Origin of the sequence: Streptococcus sp. A22, assembly GCF_043674215.1 — a bacterium.
GTDB lineage: Bacteria > Bacillota > Bacilli > Lactobacillales > Streptococcaceae > Streptococcus > Streptococcus suis_V.
Genome location: NZ_JBIMJQ010000051.1, coordinates 1 through 3732, shown reverse-complemented (window position 1 = coordinate 3732; position 3732 = coordinate 1). Strand labels below are relative to the sequence as shown.

The following is a 3732-nucleotide window of genomic DNA, read 5'->3' as shown; positions in this document are numbered from 1 at the left end:
CAGGAAGATGGGTTTGATGCTTATCGTGATGAATTGAATCGCATGATGGATGCCAACTTAGAGGCGGGTGAGAACAATTTTTCAGCTGTCAAGTTTCTTTCATTTGGCAAGAGCGACCAAACACCAAAACTAGCTTTTCGTTCTCTGTCTCAAATTGGAGAATATTTCAAGAGTGGCTTTTCAGAGATTGATGTATCTCTTGGTTTGCTCGGTGGAGAGGAGCGAGTGAATGTCCTTGCGGATATGTTGCGAGGTGAAAATCATTTACCGTTTTCTTACAAGGATTTGACTCTCTCAGGTCAATCCACCAAACACTTTATTGCCCCAACCTACCTTTCCTTTAAACATAAGAATCATATTGAATTGGACGATCGATTATTACAGATTGTCTATGTTCGCGACTATGGTATGGAGCTAGGGGATAAATTTATTCGAGACTTGATGCAGTCAGATTTGGAAGTGATGATTAGCTTACATGCTAAAGGCTCTACCAAGTCTGAAACCATGACCAAACTACGAACCAAGAAGACCTTGATGGAATCACAAAAGATTGGGGAACAACAAAAGATGGCTCGGACTGGAATCTATTTGGAGAAGGTCGGGCATGTTCTTGAAAACAATATCGATGAAGCTGAGGCTCTTCTTCAAACCATGACCCAAACAGGAGATAAACTGTTTGACACCATATTTCTAATTGGCGTGCTGGCGGATACTGAAGACCAACTCAAACAATCTCTTGATATTATCAAGCAAGTGGCAGGGTCTAATGATATGATTATTGATAATTTGACCTATATGCAAGAAGCTGCTTTTAATAGTCTCTTGCCATTTGGGAAGAACTATCTTGAAGGTGTTTCTCGGTCGCTCTTAACCTCGAATATTGCTGTGAATGCCCCTTGGACTTCCGTTGATATTCAGGACAAGGGTGGGAAATTTTATGGCATCAATCAAATCTCAAGTAATATCATCAGTATTGACCGTGGCAAGTTAAATACTCCGTCAGGTTTGATTTTAGGGACTTCTGGAGCTGGCAAAGGGATGGCGACAAAACATGAAATCATCTCAACTAAGCTCAAGGAAGCAGATAGTGATACTGAAATTATTATTGTTGACCCAGAAAATGAGTACAGTATTATCGGTCAAGCCTTTGGTGGGGAGAGTATTGATATTGCCCCAGATTCTACCACCTTCTTAAATGTCTTAGATCTATCTGATGAGAATATGGATGAGGATCCGGTTAAGGTTAAGTCCGAATTTCTCTTGTCTTGGATAGGGAAGCTCTTAGATCGCAAAATGGATGGTCGTGAAAAATCCTTGATTGACCGTGTGACACGACTCACCTATAAGCATTTTGACACACCATCCTTGGTCGAATGGGTCTTTGTCTTAGCTCAACAACCTGAACAGGAAGCTAAGGACTTGGCACTGGATATGGAACTCTATGTGGAAGGGTCGCTGGACATATTTTCACATCGGACCAATATTAAAACAGACAGTCATTTCCTGATTTACAATGTCAAAAAGCTAGGCGATGAATTAAAACAAATTGCCCTCATGGTTATCTTTGACCAAATTTGGAATCGGGTGGTCAAAAACCAAAAGCTAGGGAAGAAGACCTGGATTTACTTTGATGAAATGCAGCTTCTCTTATTGGACAAGTATGCCTCTGATTTTTTCTTTAAACTCTGGAGTCGTGTCCGTAAGTATGGGGCGATACCGACAGGCATTACTCAGAATGTAGAAACTCTTCTTTTGGATGCTAATGGCAGACGCATTATTGCCAATAGCGAGTTCATGATTCTTTTAAAACAGGCTAAGAGCGATCGCGAAGAATTGGTGCATATGCTTGGACTTTCCAAGGAATTGGAGAAATACTTGGTCAATCCTGAAAAAGGGGCAGGCTTAATTAAGGCCGGTTCCACCGTTGTCCCATTCAAGAATAAGATTCCGCAACACACCAAGCTCTTTGACATCATGAGTACGGACCCTGAAAAAATGAGGACATGAGATGAAAGAGGATAAAAAGCTAGTCAAACAGGCTAGGCAAAACTTTCGAAGCAACTTAAAATCAGCCCGTATGCATTATCGGAAAGAAGTTAGGACCTTAAAACAGACTGTTCCTAAAAAAGGAAGATTTCTAAAATCAGCCAAAAATACACTGTTTCAGGGAAAGAAAACAGAGTTAAAAGGAAATCTACTCAGTAGCCAAGAGGAAGAAGAAGAGAAGTTCCTAAAGGAAATTACCTATGTGTCTCCTAGACTGTTGAGGGTAAAGGAAATTAAGAACTATCGACTTCCGCAAGCTCAAGAACGTTTGCGGACAGCAAGAAAACATTTGTCAGAAGTGAAACTAAGTGAGAAGCAAAAGGCAGTTAATCCCAAGTTTACTTTCCAAAAAGAAAATCCTTCCCTGAAGTCTCGCTTTCAGTTTCACCAAGAAAAATCATTTGATCGGCTAGGTGCAGAAAAAGACGTAAGTTCTGCCAAGCGTGAGGTTAAACAACTCAAGAAAGTCCAAAAGTCTAAGAAAAACTCTACCAAAGTCAAAGCTGGATTAGGCTTGGCTGCATCTGAATCCCTTGACCTGGTATCACAGGATGATGATTTAGATGGACTTAGAACCATAAAGGATACTAGTTTGAAAGCCAGACGCTATGGAAGGTTTACCTTTCAAGCAGGTAAGGTGGTTGTAAAAAGTGGACAGACAGGTGTGCGGTTTACAAAGAATAAAATTGCCCATGGAATAAAACGATACCATAATTTCAAAAATGGCAAAGGATTCACACGCCAGAAACCTCTTAAACCAAGAAGACGCTACCAAACCTTTTTAAAGCTTGCCAGAAAACAAAGTGTCGCAGGTTTCAAAGGAATCGTCCAAGCCATTAAGGGAAGTATGACTTTCTTTTCTGTCCTTGCGGGAAATCCTTTGACTTGGATTGTCTCAGGCATTCTCTTGATACTCCTTTTGATGATGAGCTTTTTCATGAGTGTCTCAGGTAGCAGTGTCATTCAACAAGATGAGATGGAATTGACCAAGGCCTATACCCACATGACGTGGGAAGATGCGGAGCATACAAGAACCAATAAAAAAGGGATTGCCTACTACACCAAGATTGATGAGATTATGGTTTACATGAATCATCAATACCAAGACTACAAGCTTGACGATTTCATGGAAACAGGTGGTGTGACCTACAAAACGTTTCTCAGTCAAGTGTGGACAGACTTAAATGGTGGAGATTCTATTAAATCCATGTCTGACTTATATAAAGAACCTACTTACAAGCTGTCTGATGAAGACCAGGAAGAGTTAAAGGAGTTGACAGAAGGAGGCAACTATCTAGCCCTTCAAGAATTGGACAATCCCTTTCAGGGACAGACCGATGAGGATAGCTTAAGCATGACCTACCGATATGGGTATGAGGTCATTGATGAGAAACCAACGCTTCATCACCATATCATCTTAGAAGCGAAAGAAGGTCAAGTCATTGTAGCTCCGATGGATGGCAAGGTATCTCTTGATGGAGAGAACGTTGTTTTGACATCTGGTAAGGGAGTGAATAAGACTAAACTAACCTTGTTTGGCATACATTCAGGCCGAGTGAGTGAAAATCAACATGTCTTGGCAGGAGATATTATTGGTCAGACCAAAGGCGGAACGGGTCTAAAAGTCACCTATCAAAAAGTTGATGATGACACGGATAAGTTGGTCTATGTCAATCCAGCATTCTA

2 protein-coding genes are annotated in these 3732 nt (G+C 40.9%); both read left to right on the top strand.

All coding sequences use genetic code 11. From position 1 onward, the window contains the following. A partial coding sequence (locus ACHBHN_RS11125) for a VirB4-like conjugal transfer ATPase, CD1110 family (RefSeq protein WP_394734140.1) occupies positions 1-2007 on the top strand: 2007 nt, incomplete at its 5' end. Between the two features lies 1 nt (position 2008). Further along, a partial coding sequence (locus ACHBHN_RS11120; RefSeq protein ID WP_394734139.1) for a M23 family metallopeptidase occupies positions 2009-3732 on the top strand: 1724 nt, incomplete at its 3' end.